Source organism: Streptomyces sp. SID12488 (assembly GCF_010548275.1).
Lineage (GTDB): Bacteria > Actinomycetota > Actinomycetes > Streptomycetales > Streptomycetaceae > Streptomyces.
This window is the reverse complement of record NZ_JAAGLT010000010.1, coordinates 91,550-115,437: the sequence shown is the minus strand read 5'-3', so window position 1 is coordinate 115,437 and position 23,888 is coordinate 91,550. Positions and strand designations below refer to the sequence as shown.

General features: G+C 69.0%; 26 protein-coding genes. 16 read left to right on the top strand and 10 right to left on the bottom strand.

What is annotated here, in order from left to right; genetic code table 11:
• Positions 1–112: 112 nt before the first annotated feature.
• The gene (locus G3I56_RS17980; protein ID WP_164410009.1) at positions 113–1,003 is read right to left on the bottom strand and encodes a diacylglycerol kinase; all 891 of its coding nucleotides are present in this window, start codon (positions 1,001–1,003) and stop codon (positions 113–115) included.
• A gap of 195 nt (positions 1,004–1,198) precedes the next feature.
• Between G3I56_RS17980 and G3I56_RS17975 the strand changes: the two genes are divergently transcribed.
• Positions 1,199–2,482, top strand: coding sequence for an adenylosuccinate synthase (locus G3I56_RS17975; RefSeq protein ID WP_164410007.1), 1,284 nt, complete (start codon positions 1,199–1,201; stop codon positions 2,480–2,482).
• A gap of 79 nt (positions 2,483–2,561) precedes the next feature.
• Here the strand turns inward: G3I56_RS17975 and G3I56_RS17970 are convergent, their stop codons facing one another.
• Positions 2,562–4,553: an Ig-like domain repeat protein gene (locus G3I56_RS17970; RefSeq protein ID WP_164410006.1), complete on the bottom strand. Its 1,992-nt coding sequence runs from the start codon at positions 4,551–4,553 to the stop codon at positions 2,562–2,564.
• 264 nt (positions 4,554–4,817) lie between these two features.
• Here G3I56_RS17970 and G3I56_RS17965 point away from each other — a divergent pair, with 264 nt between their 5' ends.
• A complete protein-coding gene (locus G3I56_RS17965; protein WP_164410005.1) occupies positions 4,818–6,650 on the top strand; it encodes a 5'-nucleotidase C-terminal domain-containing protein in 1,833 nt (610 codons plus the stop codon).
• A gap of 73 nt (positions 6,651–6,723) precedes the next feature.
• Here the strand turns inward: G3I56_RS17965 and G3I56_RS17960 are convergent, their stop codons facing one another.
• Positions 6,724–8,019 (bottom strand): hypothetical protein, encoded by a 1,296-nt coding sequence (locus G3I56_RS17960; RefSeq protein WP_164410004.1) that lies wholly within the window; start codon positions 8,017–8,019, stop codon positions 6,724–6,726.
• 342 nt (positions 8,020–8,361) lie between these two features.
• On the opposite strand from G3I56_RS17960, the gene G3I56_RS17955 reads away from it, so the two are divergent.
• Together G3I56_RS17955 and G3I56_RS17950 are read left to right on the top strand one after the other, a co-directional pair.
• A complete protein-coding gene (locus tag G3I56_RS17955; RefSeq protein ID WP_164410003.1) occupies positions 8,362–9,333 on the top strand; it encodes a hypothetical protein in 972 nt (323 codons plus the stop codon).
• A gap of 13 nt (positions 9,334–9,346) precedes the next feature.
• A complete protein-coding gene (locus tag G3I56_RS17950; protein ID WP_164410002.1) occupies positions 9,347–10,021 on the top strand; it encodes a hypothetical protein in 675 nt (224 codons plus the stop codon).
• 10 nt (positions 10,022–10,031) lie between these two features.
• Here the strand turns inward: G3I56_RS17950 and G3I56_RS17945 are convergent, their stop codons facing one another.
• Complete coding sequence (locus tag G3I56_RS17945; RefSeq protein ID WP_164410001.1) at positions 10,032–10,808, bottom strand: helix-turn-helix domain-containing protein; 777 nt, start codon at positions 10,806–10,808, stop codon at positions 10,032–10,034.
• Between the two features lie 242 nt (positions 10,809–11,050).
• Here G3I56_RS17945 and G3I56_RS17940 point away from each other — a divergent pair, with 242 nt between their 5' ends.
• Entirely contained in the window at positions 11,051–11,722 is a 672-nt protein-coding gene (locus G3I56_RS17940; protein ID WP_164410000.1) for a DUF4097 family beta strand repeat-containing protein, read from the top strand.
• Positions 11,723–12,219: 497 nt separating this feature from the next.
• Complete coding sequence (locus tag G3I56_RS17935; RefSeq protein WP_164409999.1) at positions 12,220–12,576, top strand: DoxX family protein; 357 nt, start codon at positions 12,220–12,222, stop codon at positions 12,574–12,576.
• Positions 12,577–12,673: 97 nt separating this feature from the next.
• On the opposite strand, the gene G3I56_RS17930 is transcribed toward G3I56_RS17935, so the two are convergent.
• From G3I56_RS17930 to G3I56_RS17920, 3 genes are all read right to left on the bottom strand, one after another.
• The gene (locus G3I56_RS17930) at positions 12,674–13,108 is read right to left on the bottom strand and encodes a hypothetical protein (protein WP_164409998.1); all 435 of its coding nucleotides are present in this window, start codon (positions 13,106–13,108) and stop codon (positions 12,674–12,676) included.
• 103 nt (positions 13,109–13,211) lie between these two features.
• Positions 13,212–14,135, bottom strand: coding sequence for a CU044_5270 family protein (locus G3I56_RS17925; RefSeq protein ID WP_164409997.1), 924 nt, complete (start codon positions 14,133–14,135; stop codon positions 13,212–13,214).
• Positions 14,132–14,773 (bottom strand): RNA polymerase sigma factor, encoded by a 642-nt coding sequence (locus G3I56_RS17920; RefSeq protein WP_164409996.1) that lies wholly within the window; start codon positions 14,771–14,773, stop codon positions 14,132–14,134. The genes G3I56_RS17925 and G3I56_RS17920 overlap by 4 nt, the downstream gene beginning before the upstream one ends.
• A 195-nt stretch (positions 14,774–14,968) precedes the next feature.
• Between G3I56_RS17920 and G3I56_RS17915 the strand changes: the two genes are divergently transcribed.
• Positions 14,969–15,379 carry a hypothetical protein gene (locus G3I56_RS17915; RefSeq protein ID WP_343239980.1) on the top strand — a complete coding sequence of 137 codons (411 nt, stop codon included), beginning with the start codon at positions 14,969–14,971 and terminating at the stop codon, positions 15,377–15,379.
• 435 nt (positions 15,380–15,814) lie between these two features.
• Here G3I56_RS17915 and G3I56_RS17910 read toward each other — a convergent pair whose 3' ends face one another.
• Complete coding sequence (locus G3I56_RS17910) at positions 15,815–16,501, bottom strand: GntR family transcriptional regulator (protein ID WP_164409995.1); 687 nt, start codon at positions 16,499–16,501, stop codon at positions 15,815–15,817.
• An 89-nt stretch (positions 16,502–16,590) separates the two neighbouring features.
• Here G3I56_RS17910 and G3I56_RS17905 point away from each other — a divergent pair, with 89 nt between their 5' ends.
• The 4 genes from G3I56_RS17905 (at position 16,591) to G3I56_RS17890 (ending at position 19,621) form a co-directional block, all read left to right on the top strand.
• On the top strand, positions 16,591–17,238 hold the full coding sequence (locus tag G3I56_RS17905) for an NAD(P)H-binding protein (RefSeq protein ID WP_164409994.1): 648 nt from the start codon (positions 16,591–16,593) through the stop codon (positions 17,236–17,238).
• A 168-nt stretch (positions 17,239–17,406) separates the two neighbouring features.
• Positions 17,407–18,516: an NADH:flavin oxidoreductase/NADH oxidase gene (locus G3I56_RS17900; protein WP_164409993.1), complete on the top strand. Its 1,110-nt coding sequence runs from the start codon at positions 17,407–17,409 to the stop codon at positions 18,514–18,516.
• Positions 18,517–18,613: 97 nt separating this feature from the next.
• Complete coding sequence (locus G3I56_RS17895; RefSeq protein WP_164409992.1) at positions 18,614–19,045, top strand: VOC family protein; 432 nt, start codon at positions 18,614–18,616, stop codon at positions 19,043–19,045.
• A gap of 189 nt (positions 19,046–19,234) precedes the next feature.
• Positions 19,235–19,621, top strand: coding sequence for a nuclear transport factor 2 family protein (locus G3I56_RS17890; RefSeq protein ID WP_164409991.1), 387 nt, complete (start codon positions 19,235–19,237; stop codon positions 19,619–19,621).
• 234 nt (positions 19,622–19,855) lie between these two features.
• On the opposite strand, the gene G3I56_RS17885 is transcribed toward G3I56_RS17890, so the two are convergent.
• Together G3I56_RS17885 and G3I56_RS17880 are read right to left on the bottom strand one after the other, a co-directional pair.
• Entirely contained in the window at positions 19,856–20,110 is a 255-nt protein-coding gene (locus tag G3I56_RS17885; protein WP_164409990.1) for a DUF397 domain-containing protein, read from the bottom strand.
• Positions 20,107–20,943 carry a helix-turn-helix transcriptional regulator gene (locus G3I56_RS17880; RefSeq protein WP_164409989.1) on the bottom strand — a complete coding sequence of 279 codons (837 nt, stop codon included), beginning with the start codon at positions 20,941–20,943 and terminating at the stop codon, positions 20,107–20,109. Before G3I56_RS17880 ends, G3I56_RS17885 begins: the two co-directional genes overlap by 4 nt.
• A 124-nt stretch (positions 20,944–21,067) precedes the next feature.
• Here G3I56_RS17880 and G3I56_RS17875 point away from each other — a divergent pair, with 124 nt between their 5' ends.
• The 5 genes from G3I56_RS17875 to G3I56_RS17855 all read left to right on the top strand — a co-directional run bounded on the left by G3I56_RS17875 (position 21,068) and on the right by G3I56_RS17855 (position 23,865).
• On the top strand, positions 21,068–21,520 hold the full coding sequence (locus G3I56_RS17875) for a hypothetical protein (protein ID WP_164409988.1): 453 nt from the start codon (positions 21,068–21,070) through the stop codon (positions 21,518–21,520).
• A gap of 159 nt (positions 21,521–21,679) precedes the next feature.
• Positions 21,680–22,597 (top strand): hypothetical protein, encoded by a 918-nt coding sequence (locus G3I56_RS17870; RefSeq protein WP_164409987.1) that lies wholly within the window; start codon positions 21,680–21,682, stop codon positions 22,595–22,597.
• A gap of 117 nt (positions 22,598–22,714) precedes the next feature.
• The gene (locus G3I56_RS17865) at positions 22,715–22,981 is read left to right on the top strand and encodes a hypothetical protein (protein ID WP_239134957.1); all 267 of its coding nucleotides are present in this window, start codon (positions 22,715–22,717) and stop codon (positions 22,979–22,981) included.
• Entirely contained in the window at positions 22,978–23,421 is a 444-nt protein-coding gene (locus G3I56_RS17860; protein WP_164409985.1) for a hypothetical protein, read from the top strand. The genes G3I56_RS17865 and G3I56_RS17860 overlap by 4 nt, the downstream gene beginning before the upstream one ends.
• A gap of 153 nt (positions 23,422–23,574) precedes the next feature.
• On the top strand, positions 23,575–23,865 hold the full coding sequence (locus tag G3I56_RS17855) for a DUF3303 family protein (RefSeq protein WP_164409984.1): 291 nt from the start codon (positions 23,575–23,577) through the stop codon (positions 23,863–23,865).
• The last annotated feature ends 23 nt before the right edge of the window (positions 23,866–23,888 follow it).

The following is a 23,888-nucleotide window of genomic DNA, read 5'->3' as shown; positions in this document are numbered from 1 at the left end:
AGATCAAGCCCCGGCCGGCATCATCCAGCCCCTCCGGCGTTTGAGGAGCGGGGGTTCGGGGGCAGCGCCCCCGAGGACGGGACGGGTAGGGGCGGCGGGGGCGAAAAAACCTTCACCCCGGCAGCGTCAGCCCCCACGCCCCCTCCCGCACCACCCACGTCCGCCGCCGTACAGGCCCGCTGACCAGCCCCGAGTCCGCCCGGTACCGGAAATCCGTCCCGGACACCGTCACCCGCACCCCCACCGCCCCCAGCGGAGACGCCTCCGCCCCCACCGACGCCGGGCGGACCTCCACCCGGGCGCCCCCGGACACCCCCGGCGTCAGTGTCACCGCCTCCACCGGCTGGTCGAGGTCCACGAGGGTCACCCCGTCCACCTCGACGCGCAGCCGCGAGGGCCCGGGGCCGCCCGGCAGCGGGGCCACCCGGGCTCCCCGCGCCCCCCGGACCGGCCGTGCCGCCAGTGTCCGTACCAGGGACTGGCAGCTACGCAGCCAGGGATGAGCCGCGGCCCCCGTGTCCATGTCCGCCTCCGCCTCCTCGGAGCCGTCGGCCGGCCCCCGTAGCGCCGGAATGCGGACCGCGCCCACCACCACCCCGTCGCTGTCGTCGACGAGGAGGTCCAGTCGGCGTTCGGTGCCCTCCAGGACGGCCCGTGCCGCGGCCACCGCGCCAGTGGGGACGCCGAGGGAGCGCGCGAGGGAGAGCACTCCGATCGCGCCCACCGGGACGATCGACAGCGCACATCCGGCCAGTTCCCGCTGCCGGTGCAGCAGGGCCACCGTACGCAGCAGGGCCCGGTCGTCGCCGATCACCACCGGCCTCCGGGATCCCCTCCTGGCCAGTGCCCGAGCGAATTCCTCGGTACTTTCCGGGAGGCACACTTTTGTTCTCGCACCCGCGCTGAGCACGTCTTTCGCGATTCGTACAGACTCGCCGTCCGTCCGCCGGGCGACCGGGTCGATGACCACGAAGAGCTGGTCGGAAGTCGCCACCTCGGTCATGCCTCGCTTCCTCGGGTAGCATCTTTGTGCAAGAGCCCCTTGCGCTATTGCGCCAGGGGCTTGGTCTATTCCGGGGCATCCGGGTCCGACGGGTTGCGGCCGATGATGGTCGCCGGTGTACGAGGCATGAGCTGTCAGCTCTGTCGCGTAAACCCCTGGCCTTGGACATGCCCCGCCCGGAAGGGGTGTACGCGCGTGCCCGCACTTGTGCTGCTCGGTGCTCAGTGGGGTGACGAAGGTAAGGGGAAGGCTACCGACCTGCTTGGCGGGTCTGTGGACTATGTGGTGCGCTACCAGGGCGGCAACAACGCCGGCCACACGGTAGTCGTGGGCGATCAGAAGTACGCCCTGCACCTCCTCCCTTCCGGAATCCTCACACCTGAATGCACACCCGTCATCGGCAACGGCGTCGTCGTCGACCCGTCGGTCCTGTTCTCCGAGCTGAACGGGCTGAACGAGCGAGGCGTCGACACGTCCAAGCTCCTGATCAGCGGTAACGCTCACATCATCACGCCGTACAACGTGACCGTCGACAAGGTGACGGAGCGCTTCCTCGGGAAGAGGAAGATCGGGACCACGGGCCGTGGCATCGGGCCGACCTACGCCGACAAGATCAACCGTGTCGGCATCCGCGTCCAGGACCTGTACGACGAGTCGATCCTGACGCAGAAGGTCGAGGCGGCGCTGGACGGCAAGAACCAGCTCCTCACCAAGGTCTTCAACCGCCGGGCGATCGAGGCCGACCAGGTCGTCGAGGAACTCCTCACCTACGCGGACCGGCTCAAGCCGTACGTCGCCGACACCGTCCTGCTCCTCAACAAGGCGCTCGACGACGGCAAGGTGGTCCTCTTCGAGGGCGGCCAGGGCACGCTCCTGGACATCGACCACGGCACGTATCCCTTCGTCACGTCGTCCAACCCGACCGCGGGCGGCGCCTGCACGGGCTCGGGCGTCGGCCCGACGAAGATCAGCCGGGTCATCGGCATCCTCAAGGCGTACACGACCCGCGTCGGCGCCGGCCCCTTCCCCACCGAGCTCTTCGACGAGGACGGCGACGCCCTGCGCCGCATCGGCCACGAGCGGGGCGTCACCACCGGCCGTGACCGGCGCTGCGGCTGGTTCGACGCGGTCATCGCCCGCTACGCGACCCGCGTCAACGGCCTGACCGACTTCTTCCTCACCAAGCTCGACGTCCTCACCGGCTGGGAGGAGATCCCGGTCTGCGTGGCGTACGAGATCGACGGCAAGCGCGTCGAGGAACTCCCGTACTCCCAGACCGACTTCCACCACGCGAAGCCGATCTACGAAACCCTCCCCGGCTGGTCGGAGGACATCACGAAGGCCAAGACCTTCGCCGACCTCCCGAAGAACGCCCAGGCGTACGTGAAGGCCCTGGAGGAGATGTCCGGCGCACCGATCTCGGCGATCGGCGTCGGCCCGGGGCGCACGGAGACGATCGAGATCAACTCGTTCATCTAGGGCAGCGGAACAGTTGAGGGGCACCCCGTCCGACGGGGTGCCCCTCAGTCGTTCAGCCGTTTCCCGGGTCAGTTCTTACTCAGCTCGTGAAGATGAAGTACTTCCACGCCCCGTGCGTCGTCGTGTTCACGTTGTCGCCCGATGCGCCGTCGAGGTAGGACGAGCGGATGCGGAAGCGGAAGCCGATGTCGTGCGTGCCGCCCAGTTCGACGCGGGAGATGCCGGACGAGTCCAGGGCGAAGTACTGGGAGCCGCCCTCGTACCACGTGCCCTCGTAGAAGTACTCGATCTGGAGGCGCTGCCGGCGGTGCGGGTACGCCGTCATGGACGTGGTGAACAGCGGGACCGTGGCCTGGTGGAAGTAGGCGTACGTCTGGCCGTACACGTTCTTGTTCTTGTACTGGCGGCTGATCGACGTCGACACCTTGACCCTGGTGTAGACCGTGCTGGCCACCGTCTTGGGCGCGTAGCGCGCGTCGCCCGTGAAGCGTGCCGTCAGGCGGGTGTCGCGGGTGGGCTTGTACGTGACCGAGAAGTCGCCGTTGCTGTTGACCGTGCCGGACTTGACCAGCTTGTTGGGCCGGTCGGAGCCGTGCGGGTCGGCCCAGATCTCGACCTTGCGGTTCTTGTAGGTCTTGCCGAGGTGCGCCGTGAACTTGACGCTCTTCGCGTAGTCGTACGTCTTGTTGTTGTTGGAGAGCCCGAGCGAGGTCGCCGCGCGCGAGACGTCGACCGTGTCCGAGCCGGAGGACGCCAGGTGGTCGGCGTCACCCGCGTACGACAGCGAGTACGTCACCTTGCCGCCGGACGGCGGGCTGTTGGTGAAGGAGAACGTGCCGTTCGCCGCGACCGTCGCCGTGCCGATCTTCAGGCCGCTCGGGTTGGTGAGGTCTTTGCGGGTGATCGTCAGCTTGGTGCCGGCGGGGACCGCCACCTTGCTGGTGAGCTTGCCCTTGACCGTCAGCTTCTTCGCCCGGTCGGACTTGGCCGGGGCGGTGACGGAGACGCTGGTGACGGCCTTGGTCGGGTTGTTCAGAATGCGCAGGTCGTAGTTGTTGTCCTGGGCTTCCGTCACCGCGAAGAGGCGGGACCTGTCCGGTGCCCAGCCGAGGCCCGCCGTGGCGAGTCTGCCGGTGCTGCCTCCGTTGACGAGGTCGTAGTCCCGGACCGAGGCCGCGCGGCCCGGCCGGTAGACGTTCAGGCCCTGGCCGAAGTACGTGTCGTTGCCCGCGGCGACCGTGCCGTCGGGGGCGACGGCCACCGAGTTGGCGGACCCCGCGGTGTTGGAGTACTTGCCGTCCGACGTGAGGTCGGAGGTCTTGTACGTCACGTGGTTGTACGGGTCCTGGGCGGCCAGGACGATCCGCCCGCCGTCCGGCGTGACCGAGAGGTCGCGCAGTTCGCTGCCCGCGACGGTCTTGCGCGCGGTGGCGGTCGCGGTGCCCGACGAGACGTCGTACACGCCCACTTCGGTCCAGGCCAGGCCAGGCAGGCCCGCGACCAGGCTGTTCGAGCCCGGCGCGGCGTCCAGGAGGGGAGCGGCGCTCCAGGGCTTGGCCGCGTCGGCGTCCAGGGTGACCTTGTGCTCCGGGTCGGTCAGGTCGACCGAGCCGATGTTGCCGGTGCCCGGGGTGCCGTATCCGAACCACAGTTTGCCGCCCGCGAGGGCCACGGACTGCGGGTTCACGTCACCCGTCGCGTACCGTGCCGACTCCGTGGCCGTGGCCGTGTCGACGGCGACGATCGCGTCGGCGGTGCCGCCCACGTTGTCGGGCACCGTCGCGTACAGCGTGCCCGAGTCGGCCGACAGCTCCAGACCCCTGACGCCGCCCAGGCGGGACAACTCCTTGACGCGGTTGCCCTGGTAGTCCGTGACGACGATCCGGTCGCCGGACGGATCACTGACGAAGACCCGCTGGTGAACGCCGTCCACGACGATGTCCCCGAACGAGACGACGCCCAGGCCCCGCTGGTCGTCCGCCATGGCGGTGCCCGCGACGCCGGTCGTCAGCGCGACGGAACCGAAAGTGAGTGTGACCGCGAGTGCGGTCGAGAGAGTGCGTCTTTGCACGATGATTTCGAACCCCCCGGTACGAAAACGCCCCGGAAACGGGGCCGCTCGGCCCTGAGTGGGCCAGTGGGGAAGAGATTAGGTCACACCACTGACAGAAGGGTCACAGGGGGTTAACGGGAGGGGTGGGATCCGAACCTTTCGCTGGAATTGACCGGGACATGGCCTGTCATGGCCTGTTCTTGGTTCCTGGGTGACCGGTCTGGCGCCACGATCTACGCGTGTAGCCACGCGTGCAGCCACCGATTGCTCAGGAGTTCCCTCATGCCCATCTCGCCCATGAACCGCCGTCAGTTCATGCACAAGTCGGCCGTCACCGGTGCCGTCGTGGCCGCCGCCGGAAGCGTCGCGGCAGCCCCCGCGCAGGCCGCCGACCGCCCCGACAGCGCGCACTGCAAGCCGCCCCGCACCTGGTCCTTCTCCATCCTGGGCACCACCGACCTGCACAGTCACGTCTTCGACTGGGACTACTACACGGACGCCGCCTACAAGGACAAGGCCGGCAACTCGGTCGGCGTCGCCCGCGTGGCCACCCTCATCAAGCAGCAGCGCGCGGAGAAGGGCGAGGACCGTGTCCTGCTCGTCGACGCGGGCGACATCATCCAGGGCACGTCGCTGGCGTACTACTACGCGCGCGTGGACCCCATCGACGCGGGCAAGGGCAAGCGCGGCCCCGAGCACCCCATGGCCATCGCCATGAACGCCATGCGCTACGACGCCGCCGCCCTCGGCAACCACGAGTTCAACTACGGCATCGACACCCTCCGCAAGTTCGAGAGCCAGTGCCGTTTCCCGCTCCTCGGCGCGAACGCCCTCGACGCGAAGACGCTCAAGCCCGCCTTCCAGCCGTACACCGTCAAGCGCATCCGGGTCCCCGGCGCACCGGACATCAAGGTCGGCATCCTCGGCCTCACCAACCCCGGAATCGCCCTGTGGGACAAGGACAACGTCGCCGGGAAGATGACGTTCACGGGGCTCGTCGAGCAGGCGAAGAAGTACGTCCCGCGGATGCGAGCCCTCGGCTGTGACGTCGTCTTCCTCACGGATCACTCGGGCCTGGACGGCAGTTCGTCGTACGGGACCGAGCTGCCGTACGTCGAGAACGCGTCGAACCTGGTGGCGGAGCAGGTGCCCGGGATCGACGCGATCCTCGTCGGGCACACGCACACCGAGGTGTCGTCCTACACGGTGACCAACAAGACGACCGGCAAGGACGTGGTCCTCTCCGAGCCGTACTGCTACGGCATGCGCCTGACCGTCTTCGACTTCGAGCTCGAACTCGAGCGCGGTCAGTGGAAGGTGACCAGCACGAAGGCGAAGACCCTCAACAGCAACGCGGTCGCCGAGGACGAGCAAATCACCAAGCTGCTCAAGGCCGACCACGATCTCGTCGTGAAGTACGTGAACACGGCGGTCGGCACGTGTACGGCGGACCTGTCGGCGGCGGAGGCGTGCTGGAAGGACGTCCCCGTCATGGACTTCATCCACCAGGTCCAGATGGCCACCGTGGCCACCGGCCTGTCGACCGCGGACGCCGCCCTCCCGCTGATCTCCGTCGCCGCGCCCTTCAGCCGCAGTGCCGACATCCCCAAGGGTGACGTCAGCATCCGCGATGTCGCCGGGCTCTACATCTACGACAACACCCTGTACGGCAAGAAGCTGACAGGCGCCCAGCTCAAGGACTACCTGGAGTTCGCGGCGAAGTACTACCACCAGGTGCCGGCGGGCACGGCCGTCGACACCGCGACGCTGACGAACGCCAACAACTTCTGGGACTACATGTACGACACCGCCGCCGGCGTCGACTACGACATCGACATCGCGCAGGCTGAGGGTTCCAGGATCAAGAACCTTTCCTACAAGGGCACTTCGGTCACCGACGACCAGGTCTTCGTCGTGGCGGTGAACAACTACCGTGCCAACGGGGGTTCCGGGTACCCGCACATCGCCGCCGCCGACATCGCGTACAGCTCGACGAACGAGATCCGCCAGCTGATGATCGACTACGTGACGACGAAGGGCACCCTGAACCCCGCCGACTTCGCGGTCACCAACTGGAAGCTGACGCAGGGCGGTACGGCGGTGTTCCCCGCCTGACGTACTTGCCCCGAACGGGCCGCTGACGTACCCGCCCCGGCGAGGGTGGGTACGTCAGCGGCCTCGAACTCCCTTACGCGCGGCGCTGCAACCGTGTGTAGGCGGCCAGGGAGCCTCCGCCGAGCATCAGTGCGGTGCCGCCGAGGGCCAGGACCAGCGTGCCGCCGTTGTCGCCGCCGGTGCTGGCGAGTTGGGTGCCGGTGCCGGCCGGAGTGGTGGCGGGCGCGGTGGATGCGGCGGGCGTGGGCGTGGGCGTGGATGTGGGTGTGGGTGTTGGTGTGGCGCCGGTCGATGCGGATGCGGATGCCGATGGTGCTGCCGACGTGGTCGGGCTCGGGCTCGAGATCGGGCTCGGGGATGCCGACTGGCCGGCGGTCAGCGTGAGCTGGGCGGATGCGGCGCCCACGTACGTACCCCGGAACGGGACGGAGCCGGAGCCGCTTTCGTCGACGATGACGCTCTGAGCGAGGCGGGTCCTGCCTAGCGGAGCGTTCGCCTTCCAGGAGACGCGTACCCGTACGGTGCCGGTGTCGCCCGCCGGGGCCGCGTAGTCGTGGCCGCGCAGGTAGAAGCCCGCGGTGTCGGGTTCGGAGGCCGCGAGCACCGGGGTCAGCGCGGCCCACTCGCCCTCGCGGTACACCTGCACGGTGGTGTGGCGGTCGGTGAACAGGACGCTGCTGACGTTGACGTAGTCGGACGCCGTCGTGTTGGCCACGGTGGCCTCGAACTCGACGGGAGCCCCGCCGGACACGGCCGTGGCGGGTACGCCGGTGAGGGTGGCGGTCAGGCCCTCGACGGGGATGGTGCGCACGTCACGGGCCTGGAGAGCCGAGGAACCGTCGGCGGCCCCCACGGAGGAGGTCAGCTTGACGGACCGGGTGCCGCCGTTGCTGTCGCCGTTGTGCGGCTCGCCCGTCGGCAGCCCGAGGCGCAGGTGGAGGACGCGGCTCTCGCCGGGGCCGAGCGTGATGGTGGGCGGCAGCGTCCCCTGGAACGAACCGCTGCGGTACTCCAGCGGCACCTTCTCCCAGGCCCCGCTGTCGGTGCGGTACCAGATGGCCAGGCCGTTCTCCGGCATGCCGGTCCCGGCGTCCGCGACCAGGCCGAGGAGGACGTCCTCCGGCTCGGTCGCGGAGGTGTTGGTGAGCTTCTCGGTGAAGTCGACCGGCTGTCCGGCCGGCCCCAGCGTGCCGGGCCCGTCCACGGCCAGCTCGGTGTGGCAGCAGGTCTGCGAAGGCCCGGCCGACGGAGTCGGTTCCCCCGGCGCGGCCCACACGGCGGGCGCGGCGACAGCCACCGAGCCCAGCGACATCAGCGCACCGGCCGCCCCCATGGCGAGTGGGCGGCCGATACGGATGGTGCGAAACATGAATCCCCCCGGATTCGCCAAAGGTGTGGTGCGAGGCAGTGCGGTGGTTCAGCGCGCCGCGGTGCGGTGCGAGATACGCGAGCGATACGCGACGCGGCACCGATGTGCCTGACCCGTACGTCCTGGTCCGGAGCGAGCCCCTGCGGCTGTAAGACGCTGCCGGGGCCGGATGGTTGCCGGAGAATTGGGGTTTTTATCCGGACTCAATCACTCCGTGACCTGGGGCGATGTCGAGTGGGGCGGGCGCCCGCATCCGATCTTAGCTATAGAAACGCTTGCGTTTCGATCGGGGTCACCGTAGCTTGTCGGTACGAAACCGTTTCGTATCGATGGGAATATGTGATGACGAGCTCTCCAGTACTCCTGGCCGTCGCTCTCTCCCTCGTTTCCGCGCTCTGCTACGCCACGGCCGCCGTGGTCCAGGAGCGTACCGCCGCCGGAACGGCCAATCTGCGCGGGGCGCTCGCCCGGGGCTCGTGGTGGGGAGCGGTCCTCCTCAACGCAGGCGGCGCGCTGCTGCACGTGGTCGCCCTGCGGTACGGGCCGCTGAGTCTGGTGCAGCCGCTCGGCGTACTGACCCTCGTGGTGGCGGTGCCCCTGGGCTCGCTGGCCGCTCGCCGCCGGACCTCGGGCACGCAGTGGCGCGGTATGGCCCTCACGCTCCTGGGGCTGACGGCACTGCTGACCGTCGCCGCCTCGGGCAGCGGGCCGGACGGCACCCTGAGCACCACGGAGATCCTGCTGGTCGCGCTCGCCGCCGCCACCGTCATCGCGGTGCTCGTACGCCTGGCCTCGGGCCGCTCGGCCATCCACTCGGCCACGGGCGGCCTCGCCTTCGCGGCGGCCTCCGGCATCGCCTCCGGAGTCGGCTCCACGCTGGCCCAGAAGCTCGCCGTCGGGGCGGGGACGACGTGGAGCACGGCGCTGGTCGCGGTCCTCACCGTCGGATTCGCCGCAAGCGGGCTACTGCTCGCCCAGAAGGCGTACGGCAGCGGTCTCGGCGGCCCCCTCGCGCTGCTCACCCTCGTCAACCCGGTCGCCGCGTCCGCCATCGGCGTCACGCTGCTCGGCGAGGGCTTCCAGTACGGCGGGACCGGCACCCTCCTCGCCCTGGCCGGCGCGGCGACGGCCGCCCATGGGGTGGTCCTGCTCAGCCGGCCCCAGCCCAAGATCCGGCCACAGCAAGCACCGCGCCGGACAGGCCCGAACGCCGTACCCGTACCGATGCCGATGCCGATGCCGATGCCGATGCCGATGCCGACGCCGGACCTGCGACCCACCCGGATTCTCACCGGCACGAGCCGGGCGGCCTGAAATGGAGAGCACGATGACGACGCCGATGATGACCGCGCCCATGATGACGATGCCTCAACTGCGCCCTCTGGCGGCCGTACGCGCGGCGGAACTGGTTGACGTGCCCGCGGTGGTACGCATGATCGCGTCGCCCGCATCCGCATCCGCATCAACGCTTCCGGAGGGCTCCCTGCCGGACTGGGAGCAGACGAGGAGTGCCATGCGGCTGGTGCTGGCCCACTACGCCCTCGAAGAGGGCCGGATATGGGTGGCCGAGAGGTCGGACGGCGGGCTCCTCGCGGCTGCCGTCTGGCTGCCGCCCGGCGTCGGGTCCGAGCCCCCCGACACCCGCTTCAGCAGTCTGCTCGCCCGCGAGCTCGCCACCGGCCCGGACGACTGCCCGGCCCTGCCGATGTGGCTGAAGGACGTAGGACCCGACCTGCCGCACTGGAAGGTGTTCCTCGTCGGCGCGCTGCACGACACGAGCGCCTGGGACCACACCGTGGCCGCCGACCTGCTGGCACCGGGCCTGCGAGCTGTCGACGACGAGGATGCGACCGCCGTCGCGATCACGATGTCCCCTCGGCATGGGGACCAGTTGAGGTCCCTCGGGTTCCGCGGCCCGAACGAGGTCCACCTCGGACCGGGCGCGAACGGATGGCTGACGACTCGTCACCCGATAGGCGGGGTAAGCCGGTTGAGCGCCTGAGGGGGACTTGTCACCGATCTTCTCGCGGTGGTTCGGCGGTGGCATCGCCCGAGTCGTCCGAGTCGCCCGAGGGTGCCGCGGGCTTCGTGTGGAGGATCTCGCGGGCCTGCTCCGCCGCGCGGGCGATGCTCTCAGAGACGAAGTCGAGGAAGCGGGCGATGTTCTCCAGGCGGGCGGCGGCCGGGGTGCCGGAGCCGAGGACGCCGACGCCCCGCCGTGCGATGCCGACGAGCTGGGCGGTGGATCGGGCGCTGGCCATCATCGACTCGTACCAGATGTCGTCGTCGACGACATAGCGCTCGCGGCGACGTTCGCCCGGTTCCCGGCGGACCATGCCCTGGCTCTCCAGGAACGCGATCGCCTTGGACACGGACGCGGGGCTGACGTCGAGGCGCTGGACGAGTTCGGCCGCGGTGAGGCTGCCGGAGTCGGTGAGGGTGAGGCAGGCCATCACCCGGGACATCATCGTGGGCATGCCCGAAGCGGTGAGGACGGTGGTGAACACCTCCTCGTACTCGCGTACGGCCTCGGCGTCACGTCCGTAGGCGGGCGCCGGCGTCTGCGGCCCTCGGGGTGTGGTGGTCCTGCGCCGGTGGGCGCGGCGTTCGGTGGCGCGGTGAGCTGCCTCGGCGCGGTAGGAGGTGGGACCGCCGTTGCGCATCACCTCACGTGTGACGGTGGAGGTCGGCCGCTCCAGGCGCCGGGCGATCTCCGCGTAGGCGAGGCCGTCGGTCAGCCCGAGCGCGATCTGCTGACGTTCGGGCTGGGTGAGCCTGCCTCCCGGCATCGCGGTCTCCTCCGTGGTTCCTGCGGTTCCGTAACACCTCAACCATAGCGTTCGCTTCCATTTCATTGCAACGCGCCGAGTGTTCATTGTTGCGTTAAATCGGAAACTATTGCAACGAAATCTCTGCGTTCACCTGCAAGAATGCCGACTGATCGCAACAAGTCTGTTGCTAGATATGTGAACGCAACGTAGCTTTTCCATTGTTGGAAACAAGGGAACGAAATAAGTCCAAGGAGAGCACGATGCAGAAGTTCGACACTCCCGCACCGGTCCTGACCGTCCTCGACATCCCCGCGGGACGTATTCGGTTCATCGCCGCCGACCGCACCGACACCACCGTCGAGATCCTGCCCGCGAACGCCTCCAAGAGCCGCGACGTGAAGGCGGCCGAGCAGATCACGGTCGCCTACGGCGAAGGCGTCCTGCGCATCGAGGCCGCACCGGCGAAGAACCGCGTCCTCGGCCAGTCGGGGGCCGTCGAGGTGACCGTCCAACTGCCCGCCGGCTCCCGCGTCGAGGCGAAGACGGCCAGCGCCGAACTCCGGGGCGTGGGACGGCTCGGCGACGTCACCTACGAGAGCGCGCAGGGCACGGTCAAGCTCGACGAGACCGACAGCGCCCGCCTCACCCTCCAGGCCGGCGACATCACCGTCGGCCGCCTGGGCGGATCCGGCGAACTCCGCACCCAGAAGGGCGACCTCCGCATCACCGAGGCCGTACGCGGCACGGTCACCCTGCGTACCGAGTCCGGCGAGATCACGGTCGGCGCCACCCGCGCAGTCTCCGCGACCCTGGACGCCGCCACCCCCTACGGCCGCATCGACAACGCCCTCAAGAACACGGACGGCGCCACCGCCCAACTCGCCATCCACGCGACCACCAGCTACGGCAACATCAGCGCGCGCAGCCTCTGACCCGGTGGAAGGGCGGCCCTGGTTCCTCTCCCGCTCCTGGGCCCTCTCAAGATCCGTCCCAGATCCCCAGGCGCTTGAGCCGGCGCTGCCGGAGTCGCTCCGCACCGGCTGTGAGGGCAAAGATCAATCCCATGGCCAGCCCTCCCAGTACGGCGGGCAGGGGCCCACCTGCTTCGTCCTCGGCTGACGCCATCAGGAGGAAGAGCGCGATGGGAACGGCCACGCAGAGACCGGTACCGATCGGGTGTCGGGCAACCCACTTCTGGACCCGAGTCGGAGGCAGCTGCCCGCCCAGGGCCCGATCCACAGCCCAGAATCCACGACCAAGTGACCGCCGCCAGTTCGCCATGGCACCAGGTTAGGAGGGCGTTCGGCACGACTGGCGAATCCGGCCGACCACCCATGTCACAAATCCGAGTGGCCGACTCGTCCTCCTGGAGAACGGAATCCCATCCGGAGTGCCCAGTCGCTCTGTTCCCGACAGAAACGGAGAATTCGTGTTCGCCGCCTACCTCACGGTCACGATCCTCGGCGCGGTCTTCAACGGTGCCGCCGCCGTCACCTACTTGATCGGCCACGAATACCCCAAGACCCAGGCGGACATGAAGGGCATATCCCGGAAGTGGGTCCCGGTGCTCGGCATGCTGCTGGCAGCGGGCACTGTGGGGCTGCTGGCCGGGCTCGCGGTGCCGCTCCTGGGAACCCTCGCCGCCTGCGGCCTGGTGCTGTACTTCATCGGTGCGATCATCGCCCACCTGCGGGTGGGCTCCCGCAACATCGTGGGCGGGATCGTGTTCCTCTCCACCGCGACGGCCGTCCTGACCCTGGGCCTGATCGACCACGGCCCTTGGTGACCCGCGGGGCCCGGTTTCATGCGTTCGCCGACCGTCCCCCGGCCGGCCAAGTGTTCAGTCCGTGGCTCGCGGAGTGTCGATGGAAGTTCGCACCTGGTCAGTCGGCCAGATCGCGCGCTTCGTAACTGAGGAGACCGGCAGGCAGAAGGGCGGGGACCAGGGCGTTCAGGTACCAGGCGATGTCGGTGAGCCTGGGTGCTCCCGGAAGGCTTCGCCGGTAGATCGTCGGGAGGAAGTAGCACCGCGTACGGCCTGGCGGGAACAGCAGTTGGCCACCGGTTCCAGCTTCCGGGTGGTAGACGCAGATCGCGACATCGAATGCACGATTCTCCGGGGAGTCCAGCAGGGAAAGGATCTCATCGGCCCGGTCGACGGATGTCGCCTGCCAGTCGAACGAGTCGTCGTCGTTCACCACGTAGGAGAGCCCGAGCGGCTCCTCCAGCGACCATCCCGCTTCCGCCAAGGCGCTCACCACGGTGCTCACGGTGACGGCACGCGCGAACACAAGGTCCACGTCTGCGGTCCTGGACATGTCCGGCTCCTGGTGTGAGGTCCGATCGGAAACGAGCGTATCGTCGCCGACCGAGTCACCGGAGCCGGAGCCGGCACCGCCCCCTCGGAGGGGCGGGCCGCCCTCAGGGGCGTTGCATCACCCGGTCCACGACGCCGCCGACGGCGTGGTAGGACCACTGCTGGTACGTCGTCCCTCCTTCCTTGCGCTGGCCGCGCGTGCCGAGGTACTGATACGTCTTCGCGTCGAAGACCAGCACCTGTTCGACGCCCCCCCGGGGCATGTTGGGGTCGACGTACTGGATACCGACGCCCGGGCGGCCCGCCGCGTCCGTCAGGCCCGGCAGCAACTTGATGCCGGGGACGGTGGCGAGTGCCTCGAACGCCGCGGGGCGCAGCCCCTTCGGCAGAACGGCCTTGCGGAGAAGGTAGGAGAGGCCGGTCTGGACCATCAGCCACTTAAACGGCCCGTCGGGGTCCGGCTTCCCGAGGAGACCGAGCAGCGCGATCGGCAGCTTGACAGGGTCGGTGGGCAGTTGCTTCAGCTCCGACCACCTGTTCGGCGGCCAAAGGCGCTCCCCCGGCTTGAACGGCGGGAACCATTGGGCATTGCCCAGCTCGCCGCCGTACGACTTCTTGGAGCCGTCGACCGAGCTCCAGCTCTCGTCGACGTATGTCTTGGTGCGGCCGCCTCCGACCGGGGTTTCCTTGGTGATCTCCTTGCTGTAGATGAACTGGTCGTCGCGCGGCGCGATCGGCTTTTCGAGCTTGCGTTCCTCGGACGCCGCCCCTCGCAGCACGGTGGCCGCGCTCACCGGCTGGGTGTGAGGAGAGGTCCCCGTGTTCTGCGCGACCACCACGGTCGCGGTGACCGTCCCAGCGGCTACAGCGGCCACCGCGACCCGCAGCAGCGGACGGCGGCCGATGGTCATGGGGGCGGCGGGCTCCCGCATCGCCTGGTGCAGGCGGAAGCGGGCACGGGTACGGGCGGCGTCCGTGAGAGCAGGCGCGTCCGCGTCCCACTCCCTGAGGAGCTTGAGTTCATTCATCGCCGGAAACCTCCATCGTCTGATTCCTCGGATTCCTCTCGGAGAGCGGTTGGATCGGATCCGCCCAATGCCTCGCGAACCTTTCTGCGGGCCCTGTGCAGCCGTGACCGGACCGTCCCCACCGGCACGTTCAGGGCGCGCGCGACCTCCTCGTAGCCGAGGTCGGCCCAGGCGACCAGGAGGAGGACGTCCCGATGCCGGGCGGGCAACCGGGCCAGGGCACCGGCGAGTTCAGGCCCTACCGCCTGCGCGGTGACCCGCGCCGCCACCTGGTCGGCGACCGTCTCCTCGGCCCGGCCGCCGCCGGTGCCGTCCGGGGGCAGCCGTCCGAGCGCTCTCAGCCGCCGTGCCTCGGCACGCCTGTGGCGGCTTATGAGGTTTGTCGCGATGCCGAACAGCCACGGACGGGCGCCGGCCTGCCCCGTGTTGTACCGGAAGCGCTGCTGGAACGCGGTGGTGAAGGTCTCCGCCATCACGTCCTCGGCCGCCTCCCCACCGAGCCGGCGCGCCGCATATCGGTGCACCGAGTCGGCATGGCGGTCGAAGAGCACGGCGAACACCTCGGGCTCGTGCCACGACCGTTCCACCACCGAGGCGTCACTCTCCTGCCCCACTCTGACGTCTGGTTCGACGGTCACCGGGGCTCCTTTCGTCGGATCGATGGTGCTGAAGTCATGTGCCTTTACCGGTACTTCGCCGTTCGCCGGATTCCGGTTCCCCACGTCGTGACCATGCGGGCCCGAGTGGGCCGCGGCTCTTCTCGAATTCAGTCACACCGGGATCCCCGGCCGCGAGAAAATCGCGACGGCAGGAGCAGGACGTAAGGGGCCCGGGTGACTGGTCAGACAGCGAAGATCGCATCGCGCTGCGCGTGCGGCAGCGCGGCGGTGCGACAGCTGAACCAGTTCATCAACCACGGTGAGTTGTGGTGGGATGCCGAGTTCTCCTGCGACAGCTGCGGCACCTACCTGTGTGAACAAGCGGGCCAGGGGCCGGCTCCTGACGATGTGCGGGAGGCGCTGCTCGCGGTGCACGGCCCCGCCAGACTGCGGCTGGCCGAGCCGGTGTCCAGCCTTGTCCCGGCGCTCAAGGCCTTCCGCGAGGCCGAGGCCGTGTCGTTGTCGCAGGCCCGCGAACTGGCCGACAGACTGAGCCACGAGGGTGTGGTGGGCACACTGTCGGAGATGCAGCTTCTGAGGACCCGACTGCGACTCCGCGGGGTTCCGGTGGACATCGACGGGTAGCAACTCGGTCCGACGAACGCCCGGACGGGACAAACCGGCCTCTGTACTTGGTTGGTCGGGCTTCAGTCCGACGCCTGCGCGTGCTCGACGAGCTGGCCTACGGGCGCAGTTGGAACGCTCACCGGTTCTTCCCGCACCTTCCGGGCACGGCCGAGGCGACCCGTGTCCTGACCGCAGACGAGTCGCGGACCTGGTTCGCCCGCGCATCACCCGCCAACGGGGCCCGCCGACCGTCCTGACGCCAGAGATTCGGCTGGCACCCCTTCAGGCGGACACCAGGTAGTGCCGGAACACGGGCACGGGCAGTTGGGTGGACGGTACGCGCCCCGGACTATCGCGGCGTGACCGGATCAGGGGTCAGGGCCCGGGTTCCAGAGACGCTCAACCAGCGCTGGGCAGTGCCCAGTTGGTGGCGGGATGGTGGCGGGCCGATGGTCAGGCCGGGTGGTTCGACGTGCCGGTGACGACGTCCAACGCGTGGCGGCGGTGGGCGGCGAAGAGGGGGAGGGCGGCCTGGGGGTCGCGGGCGCGCAGGGCGGCGGCCAGTGCGTGGTGCTCCTGGGGGATGCAGCCGAGATAGCCCTCGGTGCTGAGGCCGATGCGGGTCAGCAGGAACAGGTGGACCTGGCAGCGGATGGTCTCCCAGGCCGCGGCGAGACGCTGGTGGCCGGTGGCGGCGAACACGGCGTCGTGGAAGGCGATGTCCAGGCGGACCATGGTGTGCGGGTCCGTCGTGCGGTCCATCACGCCGGCCGCCTTCTCGATGGCGGCAAGGTCCTCCTCGCAGGCGTGCGCGATGACCTGCTGGACGGCGAGATCCTCAAGGGCGCCGCGCAGGCTGTCGAGCTCGGCGACATCCTCGGCGGACAGTGTCGTGACCACGGTGCCGCGGTGCCAGGCGCAGTGTACGAGCCCCTCGCGCTCCAGCACGCGCAGAGCCTCACGCACCGGCCCCCTGCTGACCTGCAGTACGCCGGAGAGTTCGACCTCTCGCAGCGGTGCGCCGGGGGCGTATGCACCGCTGAAGATCGCCTCCCGGATCCGATCGGCGACCTCGTCGGCCAGTCCGCGGCGGCGGGCGGGGGCCACCGCACGCTCTCCTGTGGGTTGACTCTTCTCCATGTCCTGATGTTAACATTCTGCCGTTGTCGCAATGTCAACATTAAGACAAGTGGCGCGACTGGTCATCCGGCCAGGAAGGAGACGATTCCGTGAAGGTGTTCCAGATCGGTGCCGCCGGAGGTGTCGGCAGGAGGCTCGCCGCCCTGCTGTCCGAGCGCGGCGACGAGGTGACCGGCATGCACCGCGGCCCGGCCCAGGCCGACACGATCCGCGCGACCGGTGCGACGCCGGTGACCGGCGACCTGATCGCCGACTCTTTCGAAGAGCTGGCAGGCAAGCTCGCCGGGCACGACGCGGTGGTGTTCTCGGCCGGCGCCCACGGAACCGGCATGGACAAGACCACGCTCATCGACGGCAAAGGCCTGGAGAAGGCAGCCGCTGCGGCCGAGGCCGCCGGAGTCCCGCGCTTCGTCCTCGTCTCCGTGTTCCCCGACGCCCTGCGCGGCGACGGAGCGTCCGAAGGCTTCGAGCACTACGTCAGGGTCAAGAAGAGTGCCGACGTCCATCTCACCCGCACCGGTCTTGACTGGCTGATCGTCCGCCCCGGCACGCTGCTGGACGGACCGGGTACCGGGCGGGTCACCGCCGGGCCCGCCGTCGAGTACGGCGACGTACACCGCGACGATGTCGCCGCGTTCATCGACGCCGCCCTGCACGAGCCCGCCCTCAGCCACGTCATCGTCGAGCTGACCTCCGGCGACACCCCCGTCGCGGATGCCGTCGCCCGCCTCGCCTGAACCCGGCGCTCCCGCCCGCCCCCGCATCTCGACGGCGTCTTGAGCGAGTCCTCGAAGCGGCCTACGCCCCAGCCCGTGCAACCTCTGCGCCCGCCATCGCCACGGACCACCCGACCCGCCCGATGGCATCGACCACCGGCCACCGACCACGAAAGAAGCACCACCCGCATGAGTTCCCTGTTCACGCCCCTCACCCTGCGATCCCTCCAGATACCCAACCGGGTGTGGATGTCCCCGATGTGCATGTACTCCGCCGCCTCCGAAGGCCCGGACACCGGTGTGCCGACCGACTTCCACCTCACCCACCTGGCCGCCCGCCCCGCCGGCGGCGCGGGCCTGGTCATGGCCGAGGCCACCGCCGTACGCCCCGACGGACGCATCACCCCCTGGGACCTGGGTCTGTGGAACGACCGCCAGCAGGAGGCGTTCACCCGCATCGTCGAGGCCATCAAGGCGCACGGCGCCGTCCCGGCCATCCAGCTCGCCCACGCCGGCCGCAAGACGTCGATGGACAAGCCCTGGCTCTCCGACCGGTACGTGCCCGAGGCCGAGGGCGGCTGGCAGCCCGTCGCCCCCAGCGCCATCGCGTTCGGCGGACTGGCCGTTCCTCATGAACTGACCCTGGAGGAGATCCAGCAGCTCGTCCGGGACTTCGCGGACTCCGCGCGGCGCGCGCTGGCCGCCGGTTTCCAGGTCGTCGAGGTGCACGGCGCCCACGGCTTCCTGATCAACTCCTTCCTCTCCCCGGCGTCCAACCACCGCACCGACGCCTATGGCGGCAGCTTCGAGAACCGCCTCCGCTTCGCCCTGGAGGTCGTCGACGCCGTCCGCGCCGTGTGGCCCGAGGACCTGCCGGTCTTCTTCCGCACCTCGGCCACCGACTGGCTGACCGAGAATCCCGAGGACGAGCGCGAGGGCTGGACCGGGGACGACACCGTCCGCCTCGCCAAGGAACTGACGGCCCACGGCGTCGACCTGCTCGACGTGTCCACCGGCGGCATGGTCCCCGACGCCAAGATCGTCGCCGGGCCCAACTACCAGGTGCCCTTCGCCGCCCAGGCCCGCCAGGCCACCGGCATCCCCACCGGAGCCGTCGGCATCATCACCGAGCCGCAGCAGGCCGAGGACATCCTCACCAGCGGGCAGGCCGACGCGGTCCTCCTCGGCCGTGAACTCCTGCGCAACCCCTACTGGCCACAGCACGCCGCCCTCACGCTCGACGCCGAGCCGACCTGGCCCGACCAGTACGCCTATGTCGTCGAGCGCCGCAAGCGCTGACACCTCCGCAACCTCATCGCTGCAGCTGCATTGCCCCCGCCCGCCAGAACTGGCAAGCGCCAGACACTCCACGCCCCACGGAAGGAACCCCAGGCCCATGGCCGGTCTCGCTCCCCCCATCCCCCGCTTCCACCTCGCTGTCCCGGTCGACGACCTGGACGCCGCCCGCCGCTTCTACGGCGAGACGCTCGGCCTGGAGCAGGGCCGTAGCGCCGACACCTGGGTGGACTGGAACCTGCACGGCCACCAGTTCGTCACCCACCTCGCCCCGGCCCGTACCGAACAGATACACAACCCGGTCGACGGCCACGACGTCCCCGTACCGCACTTCGGGCTGATCCTGACCATCGACGCCTTCCACCGCCTCGCCGACCAACTACGCGCCGCGGACACCGAATTCATCATCGAGCCCTACGTGCGCTTCGCAGGCGAAACCGGTGAGCAGTGGACGATGTTCCTGCTCGACCCGGCCGGCAACGCCCTGGAGTTCAAGGCGTTCGCCGACGACTCCCAAGTGTTCGCCACGTGACTCCGCCGGGACCCTGCGGCGCGTCCCGGCGGTGAATCGGCAGGTACGCCAGCTATTCATGGGCTGGTGGCTCAACAACCGGAACAAGCCCGGTTCGGGTCTTGGCCAAGTGGCCGCCGACGCAGCCTGACCCACGTCTCGACCAACCCGGCGCAAGAGCGCGCCTCAACCTCAGACCGGAGACACACCATGTCGAAACCGACCTATGTCGCTGACCACATCGCCATCACCGAAGTGCTGGAAAAGTACAATCAGGGCGTCGCCAAGGCCGACAGCGCCATCATGAAGCCCGCGTTCGCCGAAGAGGCGACAATTTTCGGCGTCGAGAACGGCAAGCTCTCCGGCGGTGCGATCACGGGCCTCTACGAGGGGATCGACAGGGATTTCCGACCCTCACCGGAAGGCCGCGCCGTGATCGCCTACATCAACGTCACCGGCACAGCGGCCAACGCACGTGTCGATACCAACGATGTCTCCGGCCTGTGCTTCACCGACTACTTCAACCTGCTGAAAGTCGATGGCACGTGGACCATTGTCAGCAAGATCTACCACACCAACGACGCGCCGAAATCCTGATGCGAACACGGCCGGGCGGGCATGACCTTCCCCCTCTCGGTGGACACGTGGCGTGAGTTGACCGTGAGGTTGCCGGGCAAGAAACGTCCATGTCAGCAGCACACCCGCCGCAGTTCCGTCAGAGCGTGGGCGGAAAACCGGCGAGCAGCCGACGATGTTCCTGCTTCGCCGTGGTCGTCCTCGACGTCCTTTGCCACTGCTGAGGCGCACGCCCAGGCCACGCTGCCGTGTAGTTCAGGAGGTAAGGGCGACGAACGCGGCCCAAGCCTCGCCGGTGACCGTGAGGTTGGGGCCGGTCGGGTTCTTGGAGTCGCGGATGTGGATGGCGGCGGTGGGGGTGTGGGGGCAGGCGGCGATCTCTACGCAGTTGCCGCCGCCGCTGTCGCTGTATGTCGACCTGCGCCAGGCGTAGGCGACTTCGACGCAGTCCCCGCCGCCGCTGTCGCTGTAGCTGGACTTGAACCACCGCAGTGCACTGGCGTCGCTCATGGTTCCTCTCCCGCCAACCGTTCGATGAGGCTGAGTGAGTCGTCGGGACTCAGAGCCTGTGATCGGATCTTCGCATAGCGGTGCGCGAGTTGGGCCACCTCGGGTGGATCGCTTACCAAGATGCCCTGGTCCTCGATCTCCATGAAGACGACGTGGTCGTGGTCCTCGGTGACGAGGAGTTTCATGGGGCCTCGGTCACCGGCGTGCGATCCTCGCAGCCCGCGATCCAACGGCAGTACTTGCAGGCACACATTGTCCCTCTGCGCGTCCTCGGCGAGCGAGCGCAGTTGCCCGTGCATGACGTCCCAATCGCCGAACGGCCGCCGCAGCACGGTCTCTTCGAGGATCAGCTCGATCATCGGGGCCGGGTCGCGGTCGAAGAGTGCCCGGCGGGCGAGCCGCGCCTCGACGAGTTCTTCGCGCTTCTGGTCGGAGATCGCCGGATAGCCGCCCCGGATGAGTGCCTGGGCGTACGGCTCGGTCTGGAAGATCCCGTCGACGACGAAGGTCGCGTACGAGGAGATCGTCACCGCGCCCCGCTCCAGCCCCGCGACTCCCCGGAACCGAGCCGGATACTTCTCGATCAGCATCCACTTCCGAGCCTTCTCGAAGACGCCGAGCCCACCCCCGAGCACCTCCTCCAGCTTGACGAGCATCTTGTCGCTGGCGGGCTGCGCGCACGTCTCCATCGCGCTGACCGCCGATGCGGTGTAGCCGATCAGCTTGCCCAACTCCTCCTGGGTGAGCCCCATTTGCTCGCGCAGGGCCTTGGCGAGGGCGGCGACCATGTGTGCCGTGCCGCCCGCTTCCACCTTGTTGTCCGAACTCGCCATCCGGTCACTCCCGAACTCAACCGAACTCAACTGGTCACCACCGACCCACGCCGAATTCCGACAGCTACCAACTCTCGACGCAGAGTTATGGAAGAAGCTAGCCCCGCCTGCCGAAACTGTCCGCATGAATACAGAAAGTGACGAGACAAACCTCGCCGAACCCCCACTCACCCCTGAGATCCCCGACACCTTCGACATCCCCGACTGGGTCCCGCCCACCGGCATCCAACTCCGCAAGGCGGGCGTCCAGTTCGACGCGGTACGGGTGGACGGCGACGAGGGCAGGGCGGCGGCGGACCGGCTGGCCCGGATGACCGGCGGCGCGCCGGGGCCCGTGGTTGAGGAGGCGAACGGGAGTCGTGCCGTCTACTTCCTCGTGCCCGTGGGTGCGACGACCCACCGGGTCTGGCCGCCGGGCGTCACCTGTCTCTCGTCCGGCCCGTGCCGTATCGCCTTCATCCCCGTCCCGGCGCTCAACGGCCAGACATGGCCGCTGACTTGGCGTTATCGGCCGACGGGGAGAGATCACCTCGTACACGCGTTGCTTTTGAAGGCGGCACTTCACCCCGAAGAGTGAAGAACGCGAACTTCCGCCCCGGAAAAGCCTGTTCAGCTTGCATTCGTCGCTCTGCGTGCCCTTAGAGTCACGGCAACAAAGAACGCCCCCGCGGTGCGCCAACACCCGGGGGCTCGGCACAAGGAGCGCCAGCTCCAAAGCGAAAAAGCGGTGCTCCTCATGCGCATTCATCGTACGACGCCCACGCGCGCCTTTTCAGTGTTCAGCAACGCCCTTCTCCGCGACCGGAGTCTCTCCTGGTGCGCGGTAGGCGTACTGACGTACCTCCTCAGCTTGCCGAACGGCGCCCGCGCCACCATCCGCACCCTTGCCGAGCAGCGCAAGGAAGGGCGGGCGCGGATCGCCGCCGCCCTGCATGAGCTGGAGGAATCCCGGTATCTGCGGCGGGTGGTGCGCAAGGACGAGGAGTCCGGGCAATTCTCCACCGTGTACGAGGTGTTCGACACTCCGTACGACGACGAGCCCCCTGCGGGTGAACCCGAAGAAGTTCAGAACCTGGCCTCCGGTGAGTCGGGATCCGGGGCCTCGGGAGCTCTCCCTTCGGTAGAAAAGACCAGGGAACAAGAACCTCCCTCCCCGCCGTCGGCCGACGCGCCAGCGGCCGAGGTCGAGGCTGGGGCCGACGCCGAGTCGGCGTCGGGCGAGCCCGAGGCTCCGCCGAGCGAACGCACCGCGCTCGCCGCGCGGTTGCTCGACTCGCTCCGGCGCACCGATTCCCGGCTGGCCCTGGGTGCCGCCGAGGTGTTGCGGCTGGCGCCGCTGGTCGAGGAGTGGTGGGCGGCGGGGGCGAGCAGTACTGAGGTGCGCGCTGCACTGACGCAGGGGCTGCCCTCGCCGCTGTACTCACCCCGCGCCATCGTCGAGGACCGCCTGCGCCGCAAGCGCCCGGCTGCTCCAGCCGCGCCGGTCGCTGCTGTCGCGGAGTCGGCCGGGCAGGTGTCGGCCAAGCCAACGGCCGTACCCGTCACGACCGTTGAGATCCGCAAGCCCGGCGCCGCCGGCGGTTATCGCGAGGCGGCACGGCGCGGCGGCGCCCTGGCCCGCGCGCTGATGCAGGGGCGGCCCGCGCCCGCGTAGGCGCGCACAGACTCCCGGTCGTGCGTCCGTGCGGCCGGGTCCTTCGCAAGAAACGGAGTGTCGATGACCGTCACACTCGAACGCCCAGAGGCGGTATACCGTCGGTATACTGTGCTCATGGCTGACACCACGATCAAGGTCGACCCCGCTGTCCGAGACCGTCTTCAGGAGCTGGCGCGGGAGCGCGGGATCAGCATGCGGGACCTCGTGGCGGGGCTTGCCGGGGCCACGCCCACCAAGGAAGAGTTGCGCAAGCGGTACGAGGAGACGCGGGCGTACGTCGAGGAGCACTTCCTCGGCAGGCCGTACACCGACGAGGACGAGAAGGCCGGCGAGAAGCTGTGGGCCGACCTTGAGGCCGGGCGCATCGGAGAGGTTCAGTGACCGAGGAGAAGTCGTACCCGCTGCCGCGTGCCGTCGTCTTCGACGACACCGCCGCGCTCGCGCTCGGCGCGGGCAACAGCATGGCCTCCCGGCTGGTCGTCGAGGCCGAGAAGGACCCGGCGCTGAAGGTCTACGTTCCGGCGCTCAGCCTGGCCGCAGCCGAGTTCGAGCGGGCGGGGGTCGCCGAGCACGTGGGCGCGCTGCCGTCCGTCACCATCGAAGGGCTCGACTTCGCGGCGGCGACCGCCGTGGGCAAGCGCCTGCGGGTCGCGGGCGGCGCCGACGCCGAGGGTGACAAGGGGGAGGCGGACTGGAGTGGGGCCCACGTGCTGCACCTGGCCCTGCCCACCGTGGAGTGGCCTCGCGGCCGGCCTGTCCTGACCCGGGTCCCCACCCGGTACCGGGGCACGGGCATCCGTACCATCCGCGTCGTCGAGTAGAAACCGAAGCTTGAGGGCCCGCGCTCCCAAAGGGACGCGGGCCCCGGGTCGCCGGGTGAGGCGAATGCGCGTACGCCAAGGGGGCGTATCGGGCATATCCTGATTTCGCACGAGTGTGTGCCCGTGTGTGCCGGTCAGGAGAAGGTGAGTGCGATGCGCGTCATGATCAAGGCGCAGTTCGACACGGAGAGGGCCAACGAGGCCATACGCAGCGGCAAGCTGCCGGAGCTGATGAAGGAGACCCTGGATCATCTCAAGCCGGAGGCCGCGTACTTCGGGCCCGAGGACGGTTGCCGGACCTGCTGGCTGGTCGTCGACATGAAGGACAGCTCCGAGATCCCGGCCACCGCCGAGCCGTTCTTCACCCAGTTCAACGCCAAGCTCACGTACACCCCCATCATGAACGCCGACGACCTGCAGAAGGGCCTCTCTCAGATCCGCTGAGCGCGCGCCGCTGAGTGCTCGCG

Excerpts from the sequence above, each read along its gene's own strand:
- G3I56_RS17980 (WP_164410009.1), bottom strand. The coding sequence starts at position 1,003 with ATGACCGAGGTGGCGACTTCCGACCAGCTCTTCGTGGTCATCGACCCG.
- G3I56_RS17965 (WP_164410005.1), top strand. The coding sequence starts at position 4,818 with ATGCCCATCTCGCCCATGAACCGCCGTCAGTTCATGCACAAGTCGGCC.
- G3I56_RS17960 (WP_164410004.1), bottom strand. The coding sequence starts at position 8,019 with ATGTTTCGCACCATCCGTATCGGCCGCCCACTCGCCATGGGGGCGGCC.
- G3I56_RS17955 (WP_164410003.1), top strand. The coding sequence starts at position 8,362 with ATGACGAGCTCTCCAGTACTCCTGGCCGTCGCTCTCTCCCTCGTTTCC.
- G3I56_RS17950 (WP_164410002.1), top strand. The coding sequence starts at position 9,347 with ATGACGACGCCGATGATGACCGCGCCCATGATGACGATGCCTCAACTG.
- G3I56_RS17945 (WP_164410001.1), bottom strand. The coding sequence starts at position 10,808 with ATGCCGGGAGGCAGGCTCACCCAGCCCGAACGTCAGCAGATCGCGCTC.
- G3I56_RS17940 (WP_164410000.1), top strand. The coding sequence starts at position 11,051 with ATGCAGAAGTTCGACACTCCCGCACCGGTCCTGACCGTCCTCGACATC.
- G3I56_RS17930 (WP_164409998.1), bottom strand. The coding sequence starts at position 13,108 with ATGTCCAGGACCGCAGACGTGGACCTTGTGTTCGCGCGTGCCGTCACC.
- G3I56_RS17925 (WP_164409997.1), bottom strand. The coding sequence starts at position 14,135 with ATGAATGAACTCAAGCTCCTCAGGGAGTGGGACGCGGACGCGCCTGCT.
- G3I56_RS17910 (WP_164409995.1), bottom strand. The coding sequence starts at position 16,501 with ATGGAGAAGAGTCAACCCACAGGAGAGCGTGCGGTGGCCCCCGCCCGC.
- G3I56_RS17900 (WP_164409993.1), top strand. The coding sequence starts at position 17,407 with ATGAGTTCCCTGTTCACGCCCCTCACCCTGCGATCCCTCCAGATACCC.
- G3I56_RS17895 (WP_164409992.1), top strand. The coding sequence starts at position 18,614 with ATGGCCGGTCTCGCTCCCCCCATCCCCCGCTTCCACCTCGCTGTCCCG.
- G3I56_RS17890 (WP_164409991.1), top strand. The coding sequence starts at position 19,235 with ATGTCGAAACCGACCTATGTCGCTGACCACATCGCCATCACCGAAGTG.
- G3I56_RS17885 (WP_164409990.1), bottom strand. The coding sequence starts at position 20,110 with ATGAGCGACGCCAGTGCACTGCGGTGGTTCAAGTCCAGCTACAGCGAC.
- G3I56_RS17880 (WP_164409989.1), bottom strand. The coding sequence starts at position 20,943 with ATGGCGAGTTCGGACAACAAGGTGGAAGCGGGCGGCACGGCACACATG.
- G3I56_RS17875 (WP_164409988.1), top strand. The coding sequence starts at position 21,068 with ATGAATACAGAAAGTGACGAGACAAACCTCGCCGAACCCCCACTCACC.
- G3I56_RS17870 (WP_164409987.1), top strand. The coding sequence starts at position 21,680 with ATGCGCATTCATCGTACGACGCCCACGCGCGCCTTTTCAGTGTTCAGC.
- G3I56_RS17865 (WP_239134957.1), top strand. The coding sequence starts at position 22,715 with ATGGCTGACACCACGATCAAGGTCGACCCCGCTGTCCGAGACCGTCTT.
- G3I56_RS17855 (WP_164409984.1), top strand. The coding sequence starts at position 23,575 with ATGCGCGTCATGATCAAGGCGCAGTTCGACACGGAGAGGGCCAACGAG.